The 22,342-nt window shown below is 67.7% G+C and carries 18 protein-coding genes and 1 pseudogene; 12 read left to right on the forward strand and 7 right to left on the reverse strand.

Going from position 1 to position 22,342, the window contains the following annotated elements; all coding sequences use genetic code 11:
• Nucleotides 1-140 precede the first annotated feature (140 nt).
• Together ACFQS4_RS21705 and ACFQS4_RS21710 are read right to left on the reverse strand one after the other, a co-directional pair.
• Nucleotides 141-500, reverse strand: a pseudogene (locus ACFQS4_RS21705) (group I truncated hemoglobin).
• Between the two features lie 142 nt (nt 501-642).
• Nucleotides 643-3,342 (reverse strand): heavy metal translocating P-type ATPase, encoded by a 2,700-nt coding sequence (locus tag ACFQS4_RS21710; protein WP_500196522.1) that lies wholly within the window; start codon nt 3,340-3,342, stop codon nt 643-645.
• A 193-nt stretch (nt 3,343-3,535) separates the two neighbouring features.
• On the opposite strand from ACFQS4_RS21710, the gene ACFQS4_RS21715 reads away from it, so the two are divergent.
• The 10 genes from ACFQS4_RS21715 to ACFQS4_RS21760 all read left to right on the forward strand — a co-directional run bounded on the left by ACFQS4_RS21715 (nt 3,536) and on the right by ACFQS4_RS21760 (nt 14,804).
• A complete protein-coding gene (locus ACFQS4_RS21715) occupies nt 3,536-4,888 on the forward strand; it encodes an isochorismate synthase (protein ID WP_500196525.1) in 1,353 nt (450 codons plus the stop codon).
• A 4-nt stretch (nt 4,889-4,892) separates the two neighbouring features.
• The gene (gene menD / locus ACFQS4_RS21720) at nt 4,893-6,695 is read left to right on the forward strand and encodes a 2-succinyl-5-enolpyruvyl-6-hydroxy-3-cyclohexene-1-carboxylic-acid synthase (protein WP_500196527.1); all 1,803 of its coding nucleotides are present in this window, start codon (nt 4,893-4,895) and stop codon (nt 6,693-6,695) included.
• Nucleotides 6,696-6,783: 88 nt separating this feature from the next.
• A complete protein-coding gene (locus ACFQS4_RS21725; protein ID WP_500196529.1) occupies nt 6,784-8,022 on the forward strand; it encodes a cation:proton antiporter in 1,239 nt (412 codons plus the stop codon).
• 97 nt (nt 8,023-8,119) lie between these two features.
• Complete coding sequence (locus ACFQS4_RS21730; RefSeq protein WP_500196530.1) at nt 8,120-9,007, forward strand: 1,4-dihydroxy-2-naphthoyl-CoA synthase; 888 nt, start codon at nt 8,120-8,122, stop codon at nt 9,005-9,007.
• 34 nt (nt 9,008-9,041) lie between these two features.
• Nucleotides 9,042-9,692, forward strand: coding sequence for a thiamine phosphate synthase (gene thiE / locus ACFQS4_RS21735; protein WP_500196532.1), 651 nt, complete (start codon nt 9,042-9,044; stop codon nt 9,690-9,692).
• A gap of 70 nt (nt 9,693-9,762) precedes the next feature.
• On the forward strand, nt 9,763-10,731 hold the full coding sequence (locus ACFQS4_RS21740; RefSeq protein WP_500196535.1) for a 1,4-dihydroxy-2-naphthoate polyprenyltransferase: 969 nt from the start codon (nt 9,763-9,765) through the stop codon (nt 10,729-10,731).
• A complete protein-coding gene (locus ACFQS4_RS21745; RefSeq protein ID WP_500196537.1) occupies nt 10,731-11,774 on the forward strand; it encodes a mandelate racemase/muconate lactonizing enzyme family protein in 1,044 nt (347 codons plus the stop codon). Before ACFQS4_RS21740 ends, ACFQS4_RS21745 begins: the two co-directional genes overlap by 1 nt.
• Complete coding sequence (locus ACFQS4_RS21750) at nt 11,771-13,444, forward strand: class I adenylate-forming enzyme family protein (RefSeq protein ID WP_500196539.1); 1,674 nt, start codon at nt 11,771-11,773, stop codon at nt 13,442-13,444. The genes ACFQS4_RS21745 and ACFQS4_RS21750 overlap by 4 nt, the downstream gene beginning before the upstream one ends.
• A 100-nt stretch (nt 13,445-13,544) precedes the next feature.
• Nucleotides 13,545-14,378 (forward strand): NRDE family protein, encoded by an 834-nt coding sequence (locus ACFQS4_RS21755; RefSeq protein WP_500196540.1) that lies wholly within the window; start codon nt 13,545-13,547, stop codon nt 14,376-14,378.
• A gap of 75 nt (nt 14,379-14,453) precedes the next feature.
• On the forward strand, nt 14,454-14,804 hold the full coding sequence (locus ACFQS4_RS21760; protein WP_253436621.1) for a helix-turn-helix transcriptional regulator: 351 nt from the start codon (nt 14,454-14,456) through the stop codon (nt 14,802-14,804).
• A 56-nt stretch (nt 14,805-14,860) separates the two neighbouring features.
• Here the strand turns inward: ACFQS4_RS21760 and ACFQS4_RS21765 are convergent, their stop codons facing one another.
• The 3 genes from ACFQS4_RS21765 to gatC all read right to left on the reverse strand — a co-directional run bounded on the left by ACFQS4_RS21765 (nt 14,861) and on the right by gatC (nt 16,916).
• Nucleotides 14,861-15,289 carry a DUF8048 family protein gene (locus tag ACFQS4_RS21765; protein ID WP_500196542.1) on the reverse strand — a complete coding sequence of 143 codons (429 nt, stop codon included), beginning with the start codon at nt 15,287-15,289 and terminating at the stop codon, nt 14,861-14,863.
• A 67-nt stretch (nt 15,290-15,356) separates the two neighbouring features.
• On the reverse strand, nt 15,357-16,631 hold the full coding sequence (gene gatA, locus ACFQS4_RS21770) for an Asp-tRNA(Asn)/Glu-tRNA(Gln) amidotransferase subunit GatA (protein ID WP_500196544.1): 1,275 nt from the start codon (nt 16,629-16,631) through the stop codon (nt 15,357-15,359).
• Nucleotides 16,632-16,637: 6 nt separating this feature from the next.
• Entirely contained in the window at nt 16,638-16,916 is a 279-nt protein-coding gene (gene gatC, locus ACFQS4_RS21775; RefSeq protein WP_254157170.1) for an Asp-tRNA(Asn)/Glu-tRNA(Gln) amidotransferase subunit GatC, read from the reverse strand.
• A gap of 224 nt (nt 16,917-17,140) precedes the next feature.
• On the opposite strand from gatC, the gene ACFQS4_RS21780 reads away from it, so the two are divergent.
• Nucleotides 17,141-17,269: a hypothetical protein gene (locus ACFQS4_RS21780; RefSeq protein ID WP_256499061.1), complete on the forward strand. Its 129-nt coding sequence runs from the start codon at nt 17,141-17,143 to the stop codon at nt 17,267-17,269.
• Nucleotides 17,270-17,319: 50 nt separating this feature from the next.
• On the opposite strand, the gene ACFQS4_RS21785 is transcribed toward ACFQS4_RS21780, so the two are convergent.
• Together ACFQS4_RS21785 and ACFQS4_RS21790 are read right to left on the reverse strand one after the other, a co-directional pair.
• Nucleotides 17,320-18,480, reverse strand: coding sequence for an asparagine synthase C-terminal domain-containing protein (locus ACFQS4_RS21785; protein WP_500196546.1), 1,161 nt, complete (start codon nt 18,478-18,480; stop codon nt 17,320-17,322).
• Nucleotides 18,477-19,163, reverse strand: a complete 687-nt coding sequence (locus ACFQS4_RS21790; RefSeq protein ID WP_500196548.1) for a CehA/McbA family metallohydrolase — start codon at nt 19,161-19,163, stop codon at nt 18,477-18,479. Before ACFQS4_RS21790 ends, ACFQS4_RS21785 begins: the two co-directional genes overlap by 4 nt.
• A 334-nt stretch (nt 19,164-19,497) precedes the next feature.
• Here ACFQS4_RS21790 and ACFQS4_RS21795 point away from each other — a divergent pair, with 334 nt between their 5' ends.
• On the forward strand, nt 19,498-22,308 hold the full coding sequence (locus ACFQS4_RS21795) for a S8 family peptidase (protein WP_500196550.1): 2,811 nt from the start codon (nt 19,498-19,500) through the stop codon (nt 22,306-22,308).
• The last annotated feature ends 34 nt before the right edge of the window (nt 22,309-22,342 follow it).

Here is a 22,342-nt window from a genome sequence, read left to right on the forward strand (position 1 = left end):
ATTTGGTTGTACTGGTGGTGTTACCAGTAGTCTGGGATATTTTCGGAACGGCCCGTGACTGTGGCTCTCGAGGGGAGTTTACTACCAACCGAGGATCGAGTCTCGTGTCAGTTACCGACCGAGACTCGTTCTCGCGTCAGTCACTGACCGAGGATCGGTTCCTCGAGTTCACTTACTTCCGCGAGAATCGCCTCGACGTAGTCTTCGCCGACGCCGTTCTCGAGGAGGGCCGTCTCGAGGTAAGCCGCGACGGCGTCGAAATCGGCGGGATCAAGATCCAGATCCGCGTGCGCCTCGCGCATGTCCGCACCCGTGTACGTGACGGGACCGCCGGCGACCGAACTGATGAACTGGACCTGGTGGGCGTACAGTTCCTCCAGGTCGTAGCCGTCGAAGTAGCCTGCGAGCTAGTCGTCCGCGAGAACCTTGTCGTAGAAGTCCGTGACGACCGATTCGACGGCTTTCCGTCCACCGATTTTGGCGTACACTTGTGGTGCCATCGTCGGCTCTATTTTGCCGGGAGGTTCGAATCGTTCGCCACGTTCTCACCGCGTGGGAATCGGCGAAAGCGAGCGCCTACTCGTGAAGTGACCGGGGCGTCTGGAACGCCTACTCGAGGAGTGACCAGAGCGACCGAAATACCTACTCGAGGAGCGATCGGAGGCAATTCCCGCCCAGCAGGCCGAGTCCGACGACACTCGCGAGGATCGCCACGAGCGGGTTCAACAGACCTGCAGCGGCGGCGGGAATCGTGAGCGCGTTGTACGAGAAGGCGAGGCGCTCGTTTTGCTCGACCCGTTTGCTGGCGGCCGCGGCCAGTTCGAACGCCGTCTCGATGGACGCAAGGTCGTCCTCGACGATCGCCAGGTCGGAGGCGTCCGAAGCCAGGTCGGTGCCGCTTCCCAGCGAAATACCCAGGTCCGCCTCGGCTAGCGCTGGCGCGTCGTTCGTCCCGTCGCCGACCATCGCCACCCGCCCGCGTTCTCGGAGGTGGCGAACCGTCGCGACCTTCCCCTCGGGCGGGACGCCCGCGAACGCGTGGGAGACCGCCGGGTGGGCCTCGAAGGCGTCCGTGGCGTCCGGATCGTCGCCGGTCAACACGACGACGTCCATGCCGCGCGCCTCGAGCCCCGAGAGCGTCTCCTCCCAGCCAGCGCGGGGCTCGTCGCCGACGACGATCACGCCCTCGGCGGCGCCGTCTCGACCGACGACGACGGGGAGGCGTCCGAAGCCGCGCGCCTCGCTCGCGCGGGTTTCGACGTCCTCACCCAGCGTCCACCCCTGGTCGGCGAACGCGTCGGGGTGGCCGACGAGCACGCGAGTGCCGCCGACAGTTCCTTCGACAGCGTTTCCGTGGCTCTCGAAGTCCGACACCCGGTTTGCGGCGGCATGTTCGCCGGCTGTGCCGCCGTCGGGGCGAGTCGCGGTGTCGTCGCCGTGGTCGGTACCGGTCGAGTCGGACCCAGCCCCGTAGGTTCGAGCGATGGCGTCCGCAGCGGGATGGGACGCCCGCTGCTCGAGCGCTCCCGCTGCAGACAGGAGGTCGCCGGGCGCCTCGGCCTCGAGGACGGTCATCTCGCCGCGGGTGAGCGTCCCGGTCTTGTCGAAGACGATCGTGTCGATCGCCCGGAGTCGCTCGAAGACGGTCTCGTCGAAGATGACGATACCGCGCTCAATCGCCGATTCGATGTTCGTCGCGATGGAAAGCGGCGTCGCCACGCCGAGCAGCCAGGGGGTGCCGACCAGGACGACCGTCAGCGACCAGAGGGTCGCCTCGCCTGGACCGCGCCCCAGGACGAGCGCGACGACGCCGGCGGCGAGTGCGATGCCGACGAGCGGTCGAACGAGTCGGCCGGCCAGGTCGTCGACCCGCCGCTGGGTTCCGTGGACGGCGGTCTGGAGGTCCCAGACCGTTTCGGTGAGACGGTCGAGACTGCTCGAGCCGCGATCGTCGACCTCAATCACGGCGGCGTTGGCGGTCACGATCGAGCCGCCGACGACCTCGTCGCCCGCGTCTTTGGCGATGGGAACGGACTCGCCGGTCACGATCGCTTCGTCGACCGTGCAGGTCCCCTCCGCGAGGACGCCGTCGATCGGGATGCGCTCGCCCTGCTTGACGAGGACGGTGTCCCCGGCCTCGAGGTCGGCTACGTCGACGTCGGTGACCGATCCGTCCGCCTCGTACCGGCGGGCGCTGTCGACCTGGGAGATCGTGAGTTCGGTCAGGCGGTCCATCGCGCGCTGTTTGACCATCGACTCGTAGAGGATCGCGCCCATGACGGCGGAGGCGACGACGAGCACGAGGTCGAAGTAGACGTTCGGGCTGGTCACGAAGACGGCGACGGAGCTGTAGAGGTAGGCACCGACGATGGTCATCGCCGCGAGGAGGTCCGTGTTCGGGCGTCGAAGCTTGAGGCTGACGTAGGCGCCCCGGAGCAGCGGCATTCCGGTGACGTAGAGGACGATCCCGGTCAGGACGAAGTAGACCCGCATGAACATGATCCCGCCATCGGTGAAGATCGTCTGGAACGACGAGAGCGGGCCGATCGGTGCCATATCCGCCATGTACGACGGATAGAGCATCACGATGTAGGGCAACAGTAGGAACGACCCGAAGACGACACCGAGGACGTACCGGACCTGACGCATGTCGTCGGTCCGCCGCTTGCGCACGCCACTCATCTCGCGCGAGCGGCGGCTCTTTCCGGTCTGGTCCGCCTGTATCTGAGAACCGGCGTCGTCGCGGAGGTACGCCGTGTACCCCGTGGTGCTCAGGGCGTCGCGGAGGTCCTCGGGTGCCACCGCCGTCGGATAGTGATCGACGCGAACCGACTCCGTCACGTAACTCGCCTCGGCCTCGAGGACGCCGTCCAGGTCGGTCGCGACGGACTCGAGGTAGGCCTCGCAGGTGGCGGTGTGCATGCCGTCGACCCGGAGGTGGGTGCGTATCGGTGGGCGGTCGTCCTGGTCGTCCTGGTCGTCCTGGCCGCTCCCTTCGTCAGCCTCGACTTCCGGCGAGGTCTCGCTCTCACCTGCAGTTGGGTCACCGTCGGCATCGTCTGGGCAACCCTCGTTCTCGACGTCAGTGTCTTCCGGCGGGTCCACTGCCTCACCGTCTTCGTCCGCCGCCTCGAGGGATTCATCGCGGGCGTTGCTCGAAGGATTCGGGGAGCCCGACTCGACCGCGAGATCTGCCGACGGGTCCGGCTCGAGCGCCTCCCAGACGCGTCGACAGCCCGGCGAGCAGAACGTCGTCTCACCCTCGAGCGTGGATGGCTCGTCGATGTCGCGACCACACAGCGAGCAGGCGGCTGCCGTTGCTGTCGAATCGTCTTCAGCCACTGCAGACCACCGGGCGGTCGGCGATCCACCTCTGAACGCGGGCCCGTGCGAGTTGCCCGACGGAACCGCTTTGGCTGCCCGATCTCGAGACCATTGGCGAGGGTAGGGACGCGAACGGTTAAACGAGTTCGAAATCGGAATGCTGGAGAACGACCTCGAAACGCTGAAGGCGCCCCCACACAGAAATGCGCCAATGGATCGACCGTCGGGACAGGGACGAGTCGACGCGAGCGGGCGGGCGACGACGGCCGCTGTCGATGGCCGACTGGTGAGTCGAAGCCGTCCCATCGGCGACGTCTCGTTCGGCACGGTTCTGGAGCACGCCCAGGGAACGCGGGTGCAGTGGGCGACGGCCGACGGCCTCGAACTGGTCGGCTGGGGCGAGACCGCCCGGCTGACCGCGAGCGGACCGGATCGGTTCGACGAGATTCGAGCGCAGGCAACGGCGGCGTTCGACGGCGTTGACCACGACGGGCCCGCCGTCGCCCGCCCGCGGGCGTTCGGCGGATTCGCCTTTCACGACGGCCACGAGCCGCGCGACCCCTGGACGGGGTTCACCGCGGCGACGTTCGTCGTTCCGTCGGTGGTTCTCGCGCGAACCGACGAAGGAACGTGGCTCACCGCGGTCGACACGAGCGACGATGAGGCCACCAGCGCGCTCGAGTCCTGGTACGACCGACTTTCGGGCGGACCCGCGATGCGCTCGAGCGGGACGGGCCCCGGAATCGACAACACCCGGCGAACGACGACGCGCGAGCAGTGGACCGCGGGCGTCGAGACGGCCCTCGAGCGCATTGCGGACGGCGTCCTCGAGAAGGTCGTCCTCGCCCAGGCCCTCGAAGTCGACCTCGAGGGCCCCCTCGACGTGCCGGCCTGTCTCGAGCGACTGCGCCGACGGTACCCAAACTGCTACCGGTTTCTCTTCCAGGACGGCGAGAGTGGCACGTTCTTCGGAGCCCCGCCGGAACGCCTGGTTGGAAAGTCCGGCGCCGACGTCCGAACAGAGGCGCTCGCGGGGTCGGCCCCCCGGGGCGACTCTCGGGAGGCCGACGAGGAGCTGGCCGACCGACTCCTCGACAGCGAGAAGATCCGGCGGGAACACGGCATCGTCGTCGAGACGATTCGCAGCCAGCTCGAGGCGCTCGCGGCCGACATTCAGGTCGAGAAGCGGCGGGTCAAACGGCTGGCCACGATTCAACACTGCTGGACCCCAATCGAGGCGACGCTCGAGGCCGACCACCACGTGCTCGACGTCGTGGAGGCGCTCCACCCGACGCCCGCGGTTGGTGGCATTCCTCCCGAAACCGCTTGGGAGACGATCCGCGACGTCGAGACGTTCGACCGGGGGTGGTACGCGGCACCGATCGGCTGGTTCGACGCTGCCGGCGACGGCGAGTTCGCCGTCGGCATCCGGTCGGGGGTCGCCCGCGATAACGCAGTGACGCTGTTCGCCGGCAACGGCATCGTCGCCGACAGCGACCCCGACGACGAGTGGGACGAGGTCGTGCTCAAGTACCGACCGATCCTGGACGAACTCCGCGAGTGATCTCATGACGGCACCGAACCGCGCGACACTCTGGGGTCGCACGCTCGTCAACGAACTGGCCGCCGGAGGGCTCGAGGCCGTCTGTCTCGCCCCCGGCAGTCGGTCGACGCCGCTGACGGTGGCGTTCGCCGAGCATCCCGACGTCGAGACGTACTCCCACCTCGACGAGCGCTCGGCGGCCTTTTTCGCCCTCGGACACGCGCGACGAACCGGCGAGCCCACGGCGCTCGTCTGCACCTCGGGGACGGCCGCGGCGAATTTCCACCCGGCGGTGATCGAGGCGAGTCAGGCCCGGGTTCCCCTGCTCGTCCTGACCGCTGACCGGCCGCCCGAACTGCGCGACAGTGGGGCGAATCAGACGGTCGACCAGGTGAAACTCTACGGCGACGCCGTTCGCTGGTACGCCGAACTCTCGGTGCCCGAACCCGACGAACGCGCGCTTCGAAGCCTGCGGACGACGGCCGCTCGAGCCCTCGCCCAAACGACGGGCACGCCGGCTGGCCCGGTTCACCTGAACTGTCCGTTCCGCAAGCCTCTCGAGCCGACGCGAGTGCCGGACGCGGTGCCAGCGGGGCTCGAGGACACGCTGGCCGGACGGGGACGCGACGGGTCGTTCGTTCGGGTGTCTGCGGGGGAGACGTCGTCGCCGGAGGACTCGCGAACACCCGAACGCATCGCTCGAGCGCTCGAGGACACGACCCGGCCGCTGTTCGTTGCGGGACCGGCGGATCCGCCGGTCAGGGAACCTGCAACGAGCGCCGTCGTCGACCTCGCGACAGCCGTCGGCGCGCCGATCTTCGCGGACCCGCTGTCGACGTTGCGGTTCGGGCCGCACCTCGAGACGCCGGGCGAGTCGTTTCCGGGCGTCTACGGCGGCTACGACACGTACGTCGAGGCCGTCCCGGATCCCGACGTCGTCCTCCGATTCGGCGCCTCTCCCACGTCGAAACCTCTCCGACACGCGCTGCGGGACGCCGACTGTCAGCAGTTCCTGGTCGATCCGGCGGGCGAGTGGCGCGAGGCGACGTTCACCGCGACGGATCTCGTCGTCTCCGAACCGACATCCCTTTTCGAGGCCGTCTCGAGCGAACTCGAGGTCGAGACAGCCCGCGAGCGAGCTGATGATGACTGGCTCGGGACGCTCGCGGCGGCCGAAGCGCGCCACTGGGAACTGTGCAACACGGCCCGGTCTCGATCGAGCCTCGAGTCCGCTCCCTTCGAGGGGGCCATCCTCGCGACGGTGCTCGAGCACGCCCCCGACCCGTCGACCGTCTTCGTCTCGAACAGCATGCCGATCCGGGACGCAGACCGCTTCGGCGAGCCTCGAGACGCGGACCTCACCGTCCTTGCGAACCGCGGGGCCAGCGGGATCGACGGGATAGTGAGCACCGCACTGGGGGCCGGCAGCGCGACCGACGACCCACTGGTGCTCGTCACCGGCGACCTCGCGCTCTACCACGACGCCAACGGCCTGCTCGCGCTCGAGCGCTGTGGCGTCGACGCGACGATCGTCCTCCTCGACAACGACGGCGGCGGCATTTTCCACAAACTTCCCATCGAGTTGTTCGATCCACCCTTCACGGAGCAGTTCAGGACGCCTCACGGCCTCGAGTTCGATCCTTTCGGCGAACTGTACGGGTTCGACGTTCGCCACGTCGCGCCAGATACATTCGAGGACGCCTACCGCGAGTCGCTCGCAGCGCCCGGGACGCAACTACTCTCGGTGTCGTTCGACGCCGAGGCGAGCCACCGTCGGCGGGAAGCGCTCGAGGAGCGCGTCCTGAAGGCAGTTCGCGACCTCGAGTGAGAGCTCATTGAGACCGTTGCCGGTACGACCCGCGTATATGCCTCGTTACCAATCCTCTTACCGCTGGCGGGGGTACTCGGACCCATAGATGGTCGAAGCCGCCGGTATCGATCTCCTGAACCTGCTGCTGGTGCTCACGCTCGCGTGGATATTCGGGCTCCTCGTCGAGCGCGTCGGCTATCCCGCCCTGATGGGGGAGATCCTCGCAGGAATCCTCTTCGGGCCCGCGCTGCTGGGGCTCTTGCACCCGAGCGAGACGCTCGACGTCTTCGCCGAGTTCGGCGTCTTCTTGCTGATGATCTACGTCGGGATGGAGGTCGACATCAACGACCTGTTCGAACTCGGGCCACAGGCGCTGATGGTCGCGTTCGGCGGCTTCATCGCTCCGTTCGGACTCGGCTACCTGGTCGGCGTCTTCATCGGCGTCTCGATCGAGCAGGCGCTCTTCATCGGCATCGCCATGGCTGCAACCTCCCTGGCCACGAAGTCCAGGATTCTCGTCGACCTCGACATCCTCGACACGCGGATCGCAGGGGTGCTCCTCGGCGGTGCCCTGCTGTCCGACGTGGGGGTGATGGTCGTGTTTACTGGCGTCATGAGCTTCGTCGAAACGGGCAACGTCACCCCGCTGGGCCTCGGCCTGGTCGTCGGCGAAGCCCTGCTGTACTTCGCGGCGGCGCTCGTCTTCGGCAATCGGTTCCTGCCGTACGTCTGGAGCGGGATGGAAGGCTGGATGGAGCGTCACCGATTCGTCGACAAGACGTCCGCGTTCACCGTCGCGCTCATCGTCGCCCTCATCTTCGCGTTCTTCGCGGCGCTCGTCGATTTGCACATGATTATCGGCGGGTTCATCGCCGGACTGTTCCTTCGCCAGGCCCAGCTCGAGCCGGACATCTACGAGCACATGTACGACGTGATGTACGATCTGGCAATGGGTCTGTTCGCGCCGATATTCTTCGTCACCATCGCGTTCGAGCTCACGCTCGACGTGTTCACCGACAGCCTGGGACTCCTCGCGCTCATCGTTGCGACCGCATTTCTCAGTAAAATTCTCGGGAGCTGGCTGTTTACGCTCCCGACGAAACTCACCTCGAAGGAGGGACTCGTTATCGGGTTCGGGATGAACGGCCGCGGCACTGTCGAGATCGTTATCGTCTCGATCGCGCTCTCGGCGGGCATCATCGGCCAGGAACTCTTCTCCATTCTGGTCTTCACAGCGATTTTCACCACGGCGCTCGTCCCGCCGACGGTCAAGCTGGGCGTCGAGTGGCTCGAGCGGTCCGGCGAACTCGTCTTCATGGAGGATCTCGACCTCGAGGTCGATTGATCGAGCGCGACGGTCCGTCGAGGAGCGAATCCGCACACGGTAACGAGAGCAGCGGGAGACGAGAACCTATTTCACGACCTCGGACCCACGTCGAACCATGGTTTCGGAAACGTTCGACCCCGACCGGTGGGAGCCGGTCGAGGGATTCGACTTCCGCGATATCACGTACCACCGCTCGCTCGAGTCGGGGACCGTCCGCATCGCGTTCGACCGCCCCGACGTGCGCAACGCCTTCCGGCCGGGGACCGTCGACGAACTGTACGACGCCCTGGACCACGCCAAGCGCCAGACCGACGTCGGGTGCGTCCTGCTGACCGGGAACGGCCCCTCGCCGAAGGACGGCGGCTGGGCCTTCTGTTCGGGCGGCGATCAGTCGATTCGCGGCGAGGCCGGCTACGAGTACGAGGGCGACGAAGCGCGCGCGTCCGAACAAGGCCGACTGCACATCCTCGAGGTCCAGCGCCTGATCCGCCACATTCCGAAGATCGTCGTCTGCGTCGTTCCGGGCTGGGCCGTCGGCGGCGGCCACTCCCTGCACGTCGTCTGTGACCTCACGCTCGCGAGCGAGGAGCACGCGAAGTTCCTCCAGACCGATCCCGACGTGGGGAGCTACGACGCCGGCTTCGGCTCCGCGTACCTCGCCCGCCAGATCGGCCAGAAGAAGGCCCGCGAGGTGTTCTTCCTCGGGAAGACCTACTCCGCCGAGGAGGCCGCGGAGATGGGGATGGTGAACGAGGCCGTCCCCCACGAGGACCTCGAGGAGACCGCCCTCGAGTGGGCTGCAGAGATCAACGCCAAGAGCCCGAACGCGATGCGGATGCTCAAGTACGCGTTCAACATGGCCGACGACGGCTTCGTGGGTCAGCAGGTGTTCGCCGGCGAAGCGACGAGACTGGGCTACATGACCGACGAGGCCAAGGAGGGCCGGGACGCGTTCAACGAGGGACGGGAGCCGGACTTCTCGGAGTACCCGTGGCACTACTAACAGTACCCGTGGCACTACTAGCCCGAGAGCGACGATGACCGACTCGAGCGCAACGGATCCGGGCGGGTGGCGCACCTACCTCGTCACCCAGGAGTCCGTCTCGGCCGGGAGATCGACCCTCGAGGTCGTCGACGCGGCACTCGAGGGCGGCGTGGACGTGATTCAGCTCAGGGAGAAGGACGCGAGTGCCCGCCGTCGGTACGAACTCGGGCTCGAACTCCGCGAGCGGACCGCGGCCGCGGGCGTTCCCCTGATCGTCAACGATCGAGTCGACCTCGCGCTGGCGATCGAGGCCGACGGCGTCCACGTCGGCCAGTCCGACCTCCCAGTGGCGGTCGCTCGAGACCTCCTGGGTCCCGACACGATCGTCGGCTGTTCGGCCTCCACCGTCACCGACGCGAAGCGGGCGGAAGCCGACGGCGCGGACTACCTGGGCGTCGGCGCCGTCTACACCACGTCCTCGAAGGACGTCGACCCCGACGAATCGGGCGTCGGGCCGGCACGAATCGCCAGCGTCGTCGACGCCGTCTCGATCCCCGTGATCGGCATCGGCGGGATCACCGCTGAGAACGCGAGTCCCGTCGTCGAGGCCGGTGCTGCCGGCGTCGCGGTGATCAGCGAGATTACGGCTGCCGACGATCCGAAAGTAGCGAGTGAGCGGCTGGCGGCGGCGGTCCGACGCTGACAGCCACCGAAAGGCACCACCGCGGCCGCAATGCCAACGTTAACACTCTCTCGAGTGGCACGTTCGAACAATGAGTACGGCAGAGGTGTCTCAAACGAAGGCCTGGGTGATGGCCGCTCGTCCCCAGACGCTGCCGGCGGCCGCCGCGCCAGTGCTCGTGGGAACGGGACTCGCCGTTTCCGAGGGCGTGTTCGCGGCGCTCCCCGCGCTGATGGCCTTCGTCGGGGCCGCGTTGATCCAGATTGGAACGAACTTCGCCAACGACTACTACGACGCCGTGAAGGGTGCCGACACGGACGACCGCGAGGGATTCACTCGGGTCACCCAGTCGGGGCTGATCGACGCCGGAGCGGTCAAATTCGCGACACTCGTCACCTTCGCCGCGGCCATCCTCTCGGGCGTCTACCTCGTCTACGTCGGTGGCCTTCCCATTCTCGTCATCGGCCTCGTCAGCGTCTTCTGCGGCTGGGCCTACACCGGCGGCCCCTATCCCCTCGGCTATCACGGCCTCGGGGACCTCTTCGTCTTCGTCTTCTTCGGCGTCGTCGCCGTCGTCGGCACCTTCTACGTCCAGGCGGCCGCCCACGTCGAGCCCCTGATCACGACGATACCGGCCGGGACGATGCCACTCGAGGCGTTCGCAGCGAGCCTTCCCGTCGCCGGCCTCTCGACGGCGATTCTCGTCGTCAACAACGTCCGCGACCTCGAGACCGACGCCGAGACGGGCAAGCGCACGCTGGCCGTGCGACTGGGCTACCGGTTCAGTCGCCTCGAGTACGCGGGGCTCGTTTCCCTCGCCTACGTCGTCCCGCTCTGGTTCTGGCTCGGCTGGGGATTCTCCGCTTCGGTGCTCCTTCCGCTGCTCACCGCCCCGTACGCGCTCGCTGTCACTCGCACGATCTGGACCAGAACCGATGGCGAGGCGCTGAACCCGGCCCTCGAGCAGACCGGGAAACTCCTGGCGGGACACGCGCTCCTGTTCGCGGTCGGCATCGGCCTCGAGGTCGGGCCCGCGGTCGGAACCGGGGTGGGGCTCTGATGGGCCTCGACCTCCGGTTTCGCCCCTTCGAACTCGAACTCGAACAGCCCTTCGAGTCGGGCGACGCGACGATCACGACCCGTGAGGGGTTCCTGATTCGCGCCGAGTTTCAGGAGGTCGTCGGCATCGGCGAGGCGACCCCGCTTCCGGGCTGGACCGAATCCCTCGAGGACTGTGAACGCGCGCTCGAGGAAGCTGTCGATGCCGCCGCGGACGGGTCGGGCGCCGCCCTGGACGCGGTCGAGGATACGGCGGCGGCGAGACACGGCGTCTCCCTGGCAATCGCCGACTGCTACGCGACCCGCGGGGCGCGTCCGCTCTATCAGTACCTGGGCGACGGCTCTCGAGTCGCCAGGGTTCCGGTCAATTCGACCGTCGGCGACGACGACGCGGACGCGACCGCGGCGGCCGCACGCGACGCCGTCGATCGCGGGTTTCGGTCGTGCAAACTCAAGGTCGGCCGGCGCTCCGTCGACGAGGACGTGACGCGCGTCGAGCGCGTCCGAGAGGCCGTCGGCGACGACGTCGAGGTTCGGGTCGACGCGAACGGGTCGTGGACGTTCGACGAGGCCGTCGAGGCCATCCGCGGACTCGACGACGCGGGCGTCTCGATCGTCGAACAGCCGCTGCCGGCCGGAGCCCTCGAGGGGCACGCCGACCTCCGCGGCTGCGGCCCGAAGATCGCCCTGGACGAGGGCCTGCTCGAGCACGGCGTCGACGCGATTTGCGAGACGAGTGCCGCCGACGTGCTGATCCTGAAGCCGATGGCCCTCGGCGGGCTGGACGTCGCCCGGGAGGTCGTCACCTGGACCAGCGAGCTCGGCCTCGAGAGCCTGGTGACGACGACCATCGACGGCGTCGTGGCGCGGACGGCGGCGGTTCACCTCGCAGCCTCGGTGCCCGACGTCCCGCCCTGTGGCCTGGCGACGGGCGAGTTGCTGAAGACGGACCTCGGTCGCGACCCCGTGCTCTTCGAGAAGGGCGCTTCCGTCGTCCCGCAAGCGAAGGGGCTCGGCATCGACGACGTGTGGGGGGCGACGTGACGGGCGCAGGTGGCCCGGCGGGTGCAAACGACCCGACGGGGCTCGAGTGGGCGACCGAGGACCTCCTCGCGCGGCGAACGGCGACGACGCCCGAGCGGACAGCGCTGATCGACGCCGACGAGGGCACTCGATACAGTTACGGCGAACTCGATCGAGCCGTGGACGCCCTCCTCGAGCGGCTGCCGGGCCAGCCGGGTGATCGACTCGGCGTCGTCCTGACGACCCGGCCCGCGTTCGTGACGCTGCTCTTCGCGGCAATGCGGGGGAAGCGAACGCTCGTCCTGCTGAACGTCCGCGAGACGGCCGAGGAGTTGCGGTCGAAGGCGACTCGAGCGAACACCTTCGCCCTCATCTGTGAAGACGAGACCGAGGGCCTGGCACGCGACATCGGTGACGGATCGGTTCTGATCTACTCGGTGGACGGCGAGCGGGGCGGGAACGATTCGAGTCTGCTCGCATCGCTTGCGTCGCTCGTTTCCCTCGAGCCAAACGCGGGGCGCGACCGGTCACTCGAGTCGAGCGCGGGACGAGACCCGGCACTCGAGTCGGAGTCGGGTACGGGAGGCGAGACGAATCGAACCACCGAACTGGCCGACTCTGACGGACACAGCGGCGAGAACGACCTTCTCGTCGTATTCACCTCGGGCACGACCGGCGAACCCAAAGGCGTCCGTCTCACCACGAGGAACCTCGTCTCGAGCGCCACGGCGTCGGCGTTCAGGCTCGGCGTCGACCCCGACGACCGCTGGCTCTGCTGTCTCCCCATGTACCACGTCGGGGGGCTGGCGCCGGTCTTTCGGTCGGCGCTGTACGGGACGGCGGTCGTCCTCCAGCGCGAGTTCGAGCCGGACGCGACCGCACGGACGATGGAATCGCACGACGTGACCGGCGTCTCGCTCGTCCCGACGATGCTCTCGCGGTTGCTCGAGGCCGATTGGCGGCCGCCGGCGAGCCTCCGGTTCGTCCTGCTCGGCGGCGCTCCCGCGAGCCCCGACCTGATTGACCGCTGTGGACGATGCGGCGTCCCCGCGTGCCCAACTTACGGCATGACCGAAACGGCCTCCCAGATCGCGACGGCGACGCCCGAGGAGGCGGTCGCCCACGAGGGCACCGTCGGACGACCGCTCGTCTGCACCGAGGTGACGATTCTCGGCGACGACGGGGACCCCGTCGAGGCGGGCGAGACGGGCGAAATCGTCGTCTCCGGCCCGACCGTCACGCCGGGCTACCTCGAGGCCGAGCGAACGCGGGCCGCGTTCGACGAGCGCGGCCTCCACACGGGCGACCTCGGCCGGCGCGACCAGGACGGTCGCCTCTGGATCCTCGATCGGCAGAGCGACCGGATCGTCACCGGCGGCGAGAACGTCGATCCCACGGCAGTCGCTGCCGTCCTCGAGGACCATCCCGCGGTGTCGGCCGCCGCCGTCGTCGGCCTGTCCGACGAGGAGTGGGGCGAGCGCGTCGGCGCGCTGGTCGTCGCCTCGAGCGGGGGGGAGATCGAACCGCACGCGCTCAGAGCGTACTGCCGCGACCGCCTGGCCGGGTTCAAGTGTCCGAAGACGATCGGGATCGCGTCGTCGCTCCCGCGAACACACTCCGGAACCGTCGACCGCGAGCAGGTCCGCGCGCGGCTCGAGGAGACGGGCGTCGACGTCTCAAGCGGCCGATGAGGGGCCGAACGGGCGTCGATGTCTCGAGCAACCGATGAAATGCCGAGCGGTCAGTGCGGTCTGCTAAAGGGCTAAGGGCGTCGCGACCGTCCTTTTCAGCGTGTGCACCCTGACGCTCGCCTGGCAGGTGTTCGAGGAAGCGCCGGTCGTCGTCGCCGCCAACCGCGACGAGGGCCTCGAGCGACCGAGCGACTCCCCAGACCTGTACGCGACCGACCCCCTCGTCGTCGCCCCGCGTGACGCCGAGGCCGGCGGCACCTGGATCGGGTTCAACGACCACGACTTGTTCGTGGGGATCACGAACCGGTGGACCGACGCCGACCTCGCGGGCGAACGCTCTCGCGGCCGCCTCGTCGCCGACGCACTCGAGCGGCCGTCCGCGCTCGAGGCCCGGACGTTCGTGGAGGAGGCCGTCGACGCCGTGGAGTACGCGGGCTTCAGTCTCGTGGTGGCCGACCCCGAGAACGCCTTCGTCCTCGAGTGGGACGGCAGGTTGCGGACGACGACGCTCGAATCGGGCGTGCACGTCGTCGTCAACGTTGGCTTCGACGAGACGTTCGAGATTCCACACCGGCAAGCGGACGCCGCGACGACCCAGGCCGAGAACGCCCGCCGCGTACAGCGGGAGCTCTCCGCCGCGGCAGTCGACCTGGTCTCCGGCGCGGACTCGATCCGCACGCCGGCGTTCAAGTGGCTCGAGCGGGCCCGGATCGTCCTCGGCGATCACGAGTACGGCGTCTGCGTCCACGGCGACGGGTACGGCACGCGGTCGTCGTCGCTGATCGTCCTCGGGGACCGGCGAGGGTACGCGTTCGCCGACGGCCCGCCGTGTCGAACGCCGTATCGGGATGTCGAGGTCGACTCCGGGGGTTGCCTGGAGCGTCCACTCGAGCCACTGGCCTCGAACCTGACCGACCGCGAAGGGCACATTTAAGCGGCTTGCGACCGGTGGATGGAGTATGAACGCGCCGGAACCAGGACCGATTGGTACGGTCGGAGGGGAGTCGCGATGAGCGTCTCGGCCGCCGAAGCGGAGCTGTCAGAAGACGAGTTCGCGGGTCTCGAACTCGTCCGCCAGACGAGCGGGATCCACCAGAGCGACTTCTGGAAGGAACTCGGGGTCTCCTCGCGCAAGGGAAGCCGAATTGTCGAGTCGCTGGTCGAGAAGGAACTCGTCGACCGCGAGGAGACCGTCTACAACGGACACAACACCTACTACATCACGCCGACGGCTCGAGACCTCGATTTCACTCTGCTGATGGCCGGCGACATGCTCTCGCCGTTCATCGGCGAGGAGGAGGTCGATCCCAACAGCGACGCCTTCTCGCAGTGGATCATGAACCTGGCCTACCAGGAGTGACGGCTCGCGGTTCGCGTTTGGCGGTTCGCTGATTTTCGCCCCAGAAATCCCCGTTTTCAGACGCCGTCGGGACGCCGTTCGATCAACACGAACGGGTCTCGCTCGCGGTTGTAGTAGGGAACGTCGCCGTCGATCGCCTCGATGAGGCGGCGGTGGACCTCGTGCGCCGCCCGCCCTTCGTCGGGACTGAGGTGGTGGAGTCCGCGCATGTCGAGCCAGAAGTCGCCGTCGAGCCAGAGGAGCGTCTCGTCGTTCGACTGGTAGACCATCTCGCCTTCGTCGGTCAGCCCGTCGATCGCCAGCTGCCGGCCCGAGAGCTGGGCGCGTGCGAGCACGGCGACGAGCTGGCGTCGCGAGACTGGCGCGTGAAGGGCGACGTCGTCGATCGCCTCGCCGAAGTACTCCTCAACGAGGTCGCAGGCGCGAGAGAACTCGTCGAACTCGATTTCGGTAAACTCGACGTCCAGATCGGGTCTAATCTTCATGGGGACCTCTCGTCGTCAACTCGTGTCTCGGTTCACAAATCAAGTATATAAATTTACGTAAACGAATCTACTCGAGTGCGCTCGCCGCTCGCACGAGACGGCGCTCGCCGAAGGCGGGGCCGACGAACTGGACGCCCACTGGGAGCCCGTCCGTCTCGCCGGCGGGTGCCGAAATCGCCGGGAGATCTGCCAGGTTGACCGGCACCGTGTTCGCGTCGGCCAGGTACATCTGGAGCGGGTCGTCGAGGCTCTCGCCGAGTTCGAACGGCGTGGCCGGCATCGTCGGCGAAGCGAGAACGTCCGCTTCCTCGAGCGCCGCGTCGAAGTCCTGTTTGACCCACGCGCGGGCGTCCTGGGCCTTCTTGTAGTACTTGTCGTGGTAGCCCGCCGAGAGCGCGTACGTGCCGAGGAGGATGCGGCGTTTGACCTCGGGGCCGAACCCTTCCGCGCGCGCCTTCGAGAACGACTCGTTCCAGTTGCCCTCGTAACCGCCGGAGTGGCCGTAGCGGACGCCGTCGAAGCGTGCCAGGTTCGAGGACGCCTCGGACATCGCGATCACGTAGTAGGCCTCGACGGCGTGTTCGACGGAGGGGAGGCTGACCTCGTGTGTGGTCGCCCCCTGGTCTTCGAGCGTGCCGATGGCGTCCCAGAAGGTCTCGACGACGCCCTCGTCGGCACCCTCGAGCAGTTCCGTGGGGATACCGATGGTGAGGCCGTCCACGTCGCCGTCGGCCGCCTCGGCGTAGGTTCCGCGGTCGGCGTTGGGGTCCTCGCGGGTCGTCCCGTCGTACTCGTCGGGGCCGGCGATGACGTCGAGGAGAGTCGCAGCCCCTTCCGTGGTGGCCGCGAGCGGGCCGATCTGCTCGAGGCTGTTGGCGTAGGCGACGAGGCCATACCTGGAGACGAGCCCGTAGGTCGGCTTGATCCCGACGACGCCGCAGAACGCGGCGGGACAGCGGATCGAGCCGCCGGTGTCCGAACCCAGCGCGAGGTCGGCCTCGCCGGCCGCGACGGCCGCGGCGGAGCCACCGGAGGAGCCACCGGGAACGTGTCCCGGCGCGGCGGGATTGTCCGTCGGGCCGAAGTAGGAGGTTTCGGTGGTGGTTCCCATGCCGAACTCGTCCATGTTCGCCTTGCCGACGATGGTGGCGCCCGCTTCCGTGATGCGGTCGACGACCGTGGCGTCGTACGGCGGGACGTACTCCTCGAGCATCCGCGATCCGCAGGTGGTTCGCACGTCCGCCGTGGAGATGTTGTCTTTGACCGCGACCGTCTGGCCGGCCAGCGGCCCGTCGTCGGCCCCGTCGATGGTCGTCTCGGTGATGAAGATGTCCTCGCTCATGGCTGGTCAGGAGACGTTCGGCCCCTTGAAGTAGTCGTCCTCGCTGTCCGGCGCGTTCCGGAGCGCCGCGTCCGTCTCGAGGCTCTCCCGGACCTCGTCGGCACGCATGACGTTCGTCAGGTCGGCGTCGGTGTCGACGTCCGGAACCGAATCGAGCGTTTCGAAGGCGGCCAGGATGTCGGCGAACTGCTCGGTGAACTGGTCGACCTCGTCGTCCTCGAGATCGACCCGGGCCAGCGCCGCGACGTGGCGGACGGCCTCGGGGGTGACGGCGTCCTCGGTCATATGCGACCACTACGGGCATTGGGGAGTAAGGGTTTCGATACGCCGGGGGCCGGACGGGTTATCGTCCCCGGCGCGCTCGCGTTCGAATCCGAATGTTCCTCGAGCACTCGTGCAAATCGCGTCCCCTTCAGGCCCGCCTTGATTCCCCTGAAACGAGGGATTTCCGCCGCTCGAGGGGCGTTAACGACCCCATAGTAAGGGTAGGGAGTCTCGATGTACCTCGTATGGAATGCGATAACTGTGCCACGAACGACTCGGTCGCGTACACGCTCAAGACGCACCTCGAGAGCGAGCCATCGGAGACGGTCGACCTGCACTTCTGTTCCTCGCGTTGTCTCGGCGACTGGACCTGAGCCCGCACTTCGAATCGTCGACCGCCCGTTCCGCGCGGCCATTCCACCGATCAGCTATCGCTCGAGCACAGCGACTCCACGTACGTCGTGACGTGATCGTCCATCCGGCGTTTGTAGCCGGCCTGGCGGGCGAGACGGTCGAGTTCGCGAGCGACGAGGCTCCCGTACTGGACGGCCTTTTTCTCCCGCCGGGCAACGGAGTCGGGGAGGTATCGGCTGGCGACCGCCCGGAGCGCTCGCTTTCGTTCGTCCTCGTCGGCGAGCAGGTGCGGGGGAAGCGCGAGCGCCGCCTCGACGACGGCGTCGTGGAGCAGCGGCGCAACGGTTTCGACGCCGGCGGCCTCGACTGCCAGGACATCTCGCGGGAGCTGGTCCGGGAGCGTCTCGATCTGTTCTCGAACCGCACCGCGGACCGTCTCGGCCTCGACGCGATGATCGAGGTGGACGATCTTCTCGTAGCCGCCGAAGAGTTCGTCGGCTCCCTGGCCGACGGCCATCGCGTCGAAGCCGTCCGCGGCGATTCGTTCGGCCACGAGGTACAGCGGAAGCGCGATCTGGACGTCCATGGCGTTCGTTCGCCCGATTTCGCGGGCGACCTTGGGCGTCGAGCGCTCGAGGTCGCTCGGCTCGAGGGAAACGACGGTCAGGTTTCGGCCAATCGCCTCGGCGGCCATGCGAGCGGCTTCGACGTCGTGACTGCCCTGGAAGCCGACGACGTATAGTGGCGCGTCGAGTAACTCGGCGACGAGCGCCGAGTCGACCCCGCCGGAGAAGGCGACGGCGACGTTCTGTGCGTCGACGGCGTCGATAGCCTCGAGGATGGCGTCGTCGACAGCGTCGATGGCGGTGGCGTCGTCGCCTCCGCTGGCCTTCGGTTCCGAGACGTCGATTTCGGGAAGGGACCATACCTGTTCGAGTCCCGCCGGTCCAAGGCGGGAGCCCGCGGGAACGAGCGCTGGCTCCGCCAGGGGAATGGGCGAAAACCCCACCCGTTCGGGGGCCAACGAGTCGTCTCCCTCGAGGACTGGTTCCTCGACGAACAGTGGAACGCGCCCGAGGACGTCGCGCACGAGCGTGTCGTCGATCCAGCCGGCGAAGCCCGCGGTTCCAGGGAAGGGGTCCCGCGTCTCGAGGGCGTCGCGGACGAGGGCGTGCGAGGTGCCCCGGAGAGGGCGTCCGTCGGTATCGCAACGGGAATCGGAGTCCGTCATCGAAACAGCTGGAAGACGCCACCCTTGATCCGGCGCTTGACGCCGCCGGCGGCCTGCCGGAAGCTGATGTGCCAGGGCGTTCGCTTCCCCTCGATCGTCGTCCGTCCGTCGGCGATGGCCTCGAGGATCCCGTCGGCCGAACGGTCGTCGGTGTCGACGCGAGTGACCGCCTGGCCGACCATCTCGCCGATGTGAGCGTCGCTCCCGGCGGTCATCGGCAGGTTTCGGGAGCGCGCGAAGCGTTCGGCCTGGCGGTTAGCCCGCCCGGTCAGCAGTCGGGAGTTGTAGACTTCGATGGCGTCCGCCTGCGCGAGGTCGGCGCGCGACACGCGGGCCATCACCCCGTGTCGGGATTCCTGGAACGGGTGGGGGACGACGGCGATGCCGCCCTGCTCGCGGATCGCCTCGAGGGTGGACTCGTAGGAGAGCCCCGGCGGGACGGCTTCGGAGAGACCGAAGCCGAGAACGTGGCCCGCCTTGCTCGAGATCTCCATGCCTGGAATGCCTACGAGGCCGTAGTTCGGGGCCCGTTCGACGGCCTCGAGGCTCGCGGCGATTTCGTCGTGATCGGTGATGGCGATGGCGTCGAGGCCGACGGCCGAGGCCTGCTCGAGAATGAACTCGACCGGGTCGCGGCCGTCGTACGAGAGCGACGAGTGGACGTGGAGTTCGACCGACAACACGGTTCTCTGGGTCGTACTCGTGGCGGGCCGGACAAAATACTGCCGATCGGTTGCGGCCGGTGGCCGCTTCCGGATCGTGCGTATTTGGACGACTACGGACTGTAAAACGGTCGTTCGATACTGAACCGTTCTCGAGGCAAACCTGGACGACGCTGGACCAGCTGATCACTGGGTTCGAGCGTGATTCGCGAGACTCGATAGTTCGACGAACTCTGAAAACATCAACAAAAAACGTCGTTCTATCCATACGTTCCACAAACATGTAGCCTCATTTGGATCGGTTTGTCACAACCGTTTATGTTATCAAGGACGTTGGAATACGCGTTCACATCCCATGTCAGGGAGTAACGGAGATCAGCAGAGGGGAATCGGGTTCTCACGTCGAACATTCGTCAAAGCGACCGGGGTCGCCGTAGGGGCGGCGCTGGCCGGTGGGGCAGCGACGAACACCGTTGGAGCGACAGACGACGTCGATCCACGATACCTCAACTGGCGGGCGCTCGAGGCGCGTCACGCCTGGGATAGAGGCTATCGCGGTCGAACCGACCGGACGATCGCACTGACCGATTCCGGCCTGGACTCGCGGCATCCGGACCTCGGGCCGTGGAACGGGGTCCAGGCGTTCATCGAGGACGATCAGGTCAAACTCACGAAACCAGACGAAAACGACCTCGAGCGCGTCGAGACCGGCGACACCGAGTCCTTTTCGGGAACGATGGGACCGGGGACGTTCGTCTCCGGCGAGGAGGTCTACCACGAGTTCACGACACCCAGCGGCGTCGAGGAACTGGACGCCTCGCTCTCGTGGTCGCCGTTCGTCGAAAACACCAACGATCTCGAGTTCCGGATCGACGAGTACGTCGACGGCCAGTGGGAGACCGCCGCGCGAGCGGCCTCCGGCAGCATGCCCGAGACGATTCGAACCTCTGTCACGCCCGGCCGGCAGTACCGGTTCGTTGCCGAGGCGTACATCAACACGCTCTCGGAGTACGAGATTTCGGGTACGTACTTCGCCTACGAGGGCGAGCGAACGACCTACGACTCGAGCGTCGTCTTCGAGGGAACCGACGGGACGCCGACGGCCGACACCCCCAAGACGGTGGGCTGGTACGACGCCGGGTCGAACTACGGCTTTTACGAGCGACCGCGCGACGAGAACGGCCACGGAACTCACTGCGCGTCCATCATGGGCGGGAGTGGACGGGCGAGCGCTATCGACCCGGACGCGGTACAGACCGACGATCCTCGCACCGCGCTCTCGGCGGTGACCGGCAACTACCTCGCCTACGAGGTCGAGGCCGACGCCGGCACGGGGGTCTTCGGGTCCGCGTTCGGCGAACTGATCGAGGTCCTGATCGAGGGACCAGATGGGCGCACACTCGAGCGAACCACGCTCGACACCGACGAGGGCGTCCAGGACAACGTGACCGCCGTAACCCCGGCCGAGGAGTCGGGCACCTACACGGTCTACGTCCGGACGGCTGAAGGCGAACTGGCGACGGCTGCGTACGTCGACTCGGTCGCCGCCGGAGCGTTCTGTGACCCCGACACCACCGCCGCCGATCGAACCGGCGAACACGACGGCTTCCACTCCGGTATCGCGCCGAACGCGAGTCTCGTGTGCCTGCAGGGCCTCTCGGGCCCGACCGAGGACCTGGGCCGACACGCCGCGGACTTCGCCGACCTGTTCAACATGCGCGCGGTCAACATGTCCTGGGGCTACGTCGGCGGCCTGCCACTGGGGGCGGCCGCGGGGACGCTCGATCGCATCCCAGCTCGGATCAAGGAGATCGCCGACGCGGGCGTGCTGACGGTCGCGGCGGCAGGAAACGCCGCGACGCCGGTAAACGGGAACGGTTCGCCGGCCGTCGCCGACGAGGCTATCTCCGTCGTCGCGACCGGTCCGCTCGACGGCATCTCGGCGTACTCGAGCGGCGGCATCGGTGGCATCGACGAGGAGGACTACGACACGTACATGAAGCCCGACGTCACTGCGCCGGGCGGGTACGTGACGGATACGGCCAACGCGGCCGACACCGGCGTCGCGGACCAGCCGGAGGACGAACAGCCGCCGATCCGGGGCTACACCGGCAAGGCCGGCACGTCGATGGCCTCGCCCTACACGAACGGCACCGCCGGGCTGGTCGCCCAGGCGATGGAGGAGGACGCCCCCTCGAGCATCGCGCTGCCCGAACCCGCGGAGACGGACTTCGACGACGTGATGCGCCTCAAGCAGGTGCTGCTCGCCACGGCGTCGGAGACGGCGCTCACCGCGGCGCCGTACCACCGCGCGAAGGCACCCACGTACGACTTCGGCGGGCGGGACCCGTTCGAGGGGTACGGCCGCGTGAACCCCGGCCCGGCCATCGACGCCGTTACTCGAGAACTGTCGGGCACCTCGAGCGAGGTCGTCGGCCTGAACGTCCCCGAAGACGAGCGCGCCGCGGCGGGGTACGTGCAGGCCGGACCGGGTACGGTTACCGCCAACATCGAGGTCAGTCACCTCTCGGGCGGCGACAAGGGCGCGGCGAAGGGCGACCCGCACATCGACCTGTTCGTCTACGACGCGGCGAACCCGGCCGACAACGGCGAACCGAACGTACTCGGACGGGCCCAGGGACTCCAGGGATCGGCCGAGACGTCCGTCTCGTTCGGCCGCGACGCGGGCGAGCAGACAGTGTTCGTCGTCGCGAAACTGGTCAACGTGCCGGGCTGCGTCAACGGCGACGACGTGCAGGTCCACCTCGACCTCTCGGTCGACGTCGAGGACGGCTTCTTCGTCGACGGCACCCGCGACGACGACGCCAGCGTCTTCACGGGCGGGCAGACCAACCACGTCCAGCTGACCGCGAACCCGAGCGCGGACGCTGAACTCCGGGACGTCGTTCCCGCCGAGTGGGACGTCCTGACCGAGTACTCCGACGACGTCGACCGCGTCGAGGCGGGCGAAGGCGTCCAGTACGTCTACTTCGGAACGGCCGCCGCCGACACCGAGACGTCGGTCGAGTACTTCGTTGAGGCGCCCGACGAACTGCTGCTGAGCGACACCTACGACTTCGGCCCGGCCGAGGTCGACGCGGGCGACGGCTGGGTCGCGATTACGGGAACGAGCGACTCGAACGTCGTCGTCGGTCAGAGCACCTAGAACCCGGTTCACCGCCTCGAGCCTCGAGTCCGCG

Origin of the sequence: Saliphagus sp. GCM10025317 (genome assembly GCF_042663665.1) — an archaeon.
Classification (GTDB): domain Archaea; phylum Halobacteriota; class Halobacteria; order Halobacteriales; family Natrialbaceae; genus Natronosalvus.

Bases quoted from the DNA above. Each gene is read 5' to 3' on its own strand.
- ACFQS4_RS21730 (WP_500196530.1), top strand. From the start codon at position 8,120: ATGGTTTCGGAAACGTTCGACCCCGACCGGTGGGAGCCGGTCGAGGGA.
- ACFQS4_RS21785 (WP_500196546.1), bottom strand. From the start codon at position 18,480: ATGACGGACTCCGATTCCCGTTGCGATACCGACGGACGCCCTCTCCGG.
- ACFQS4_RS21745 (WP_500196537.1), top strand. From the start codon at position 10,731: ATGGGCCTCGACCTCCGGTTTCGCCCCTTCGAACTCGAACTCGAACAG.
- ACFQS4_RS21725 (WP_500196529.1), top strand. From the start codon at position 6,784: ATGGTCGAAGCCGCCGGTATCGATCTCCTGAACCTGCTGCTGGTGCTC.
- ACFQS4_RS21765 (WP_500196542.1), bottom strand. From the start codon at position 15,289: ATGAAGATTAGACCCGATCTGGACGTCGAGTTTACCGAAATCGAGTTC.
- ACFQS4_RS21760 (WP_253436621.1), top strand. From the start codon at position 14,454: ATGAGCGTCTCGGCCGCCGAAGCGGAGCTGTCAGAAGACGAGTTCGCG.
- ACFQS4_RS21780 (WP_256499061.1), top strand. From the start codon at position 17,141: ATGGAATGCGATAACTGTGCCACGAACGACTCGGTCGCGTACACGCTC.
- ACFQS4_RS21795 (WP_500196550.1), top strand. From the start codon at position 19,498: ATGTCAGGGAGTAACGGAGATCAGCAGAGGGGAATCGGGTTCTCACGT.
- gatA (WP_500196544.1), bottom strand. From the start codon at position 16,631: ATGAGCGAGGACATCTTCATCACCGAGACGACCATCGACGGGGCCGAC.
- thiE (WP_500196532.1), top strand. From the start codon at position 9,042: ATGACCGACTCGAGCGCAACGGATCCGGGCGGGTGGCGCACCTACCTC.
- gatC (WP_254157170.1), bottom strand. From the start codon at position 16,916: ATGACCGAGGACGCCGTCACCCCCGAGGCCGTCCGCCACGTCGCGGCG.
- ACFQS4_RS21715 (WP_500196525.1), top strand. From the start codon at position 3,536: ATGGATCGACCGTCGGGACAGGGACGAGTCGACGCGAGCGGGCGGGCG.
- ACFQS4_RS21740 (WP_500196535.1), top strand. From the start codon at position 9,763: ATGAGTACGGCAGAGGTGTCTCAAACGAAGGCCTGGGTGATGGCCGCT.
- menD (WP_500196527.1), top strand. From the start codon at position 4,893: ATGACGGCACCGAACCGCGCGACACTCTGGGGTCGCACGCTCGTCAAC.